Raw genomic sequence first — 588 nt, forward strand, 5'->3', positions numbered from 1 at the left:
AGTCGTTATGACGCCCGATGTGTTATTTGAATCGCTATGGCAAGACTACATCCAACGTCTTTGTCCTTCTGCTGCTAAGGTGCATCAGCTTCTACAAGAAGATGAGGCTCTGATTAATGATCATATTGCTTTACGCACTTTCAATGTTGAACCGCTAGGTATCGAGACATTGGCGAAACCGTTTTTAGCTGCTGGCTATAAAGCGTGTGGGGACTACGTATTTGAGAGCAAAAAACTGGTCGCAAAACACTATGAGCACCCAGATCCGAAGCAGCCTAAAGTCTTCATCAGTGAGCTGAAAGTCGAAGAGTGTTCGCCAGAGCTGCAAGATATTGTGGCGAAACTGGTTGCGCAAGTGGATGCTGAAAAACTGTCGGGCAGTGCATTTCTGCATGGCGGTCGCTTATGGGAGCTAAGCTTTGCTGATTACCAAACGTTGGCTAAAGAGAGCGAGTATGCGTCTTGGCTGGCCGCGCACGGTTATGGTGCTAATCATTTTACGGTGAGTGTGAATCAGCTGAATCAACACGATGAAGTCAAACAGGTTAACGACCATCTTCGTCAAGCAGGGTTTGTGATCAATGAGTC

At 46.8% G+C, this 588-nt stretch carries 1 protein-coding gene; it reads left to right on the forward strand.

The window, feature by feature from the left end; genetic code table 11:
• Positions 1 to 7 precede the first annotated feature (7 nt).
• A partial coding sequence (locus R7Q09_RS27055) for a DUF1338 domain-containing protein (protein WP_318144065.1) occupies positions 8 to 588 on the forward strand: 581 nt, incomplete at its 3' end.

The sequence above is a fragment of the Vibrio sp. 2130-1 genome, from assembly GCF_033339515.1.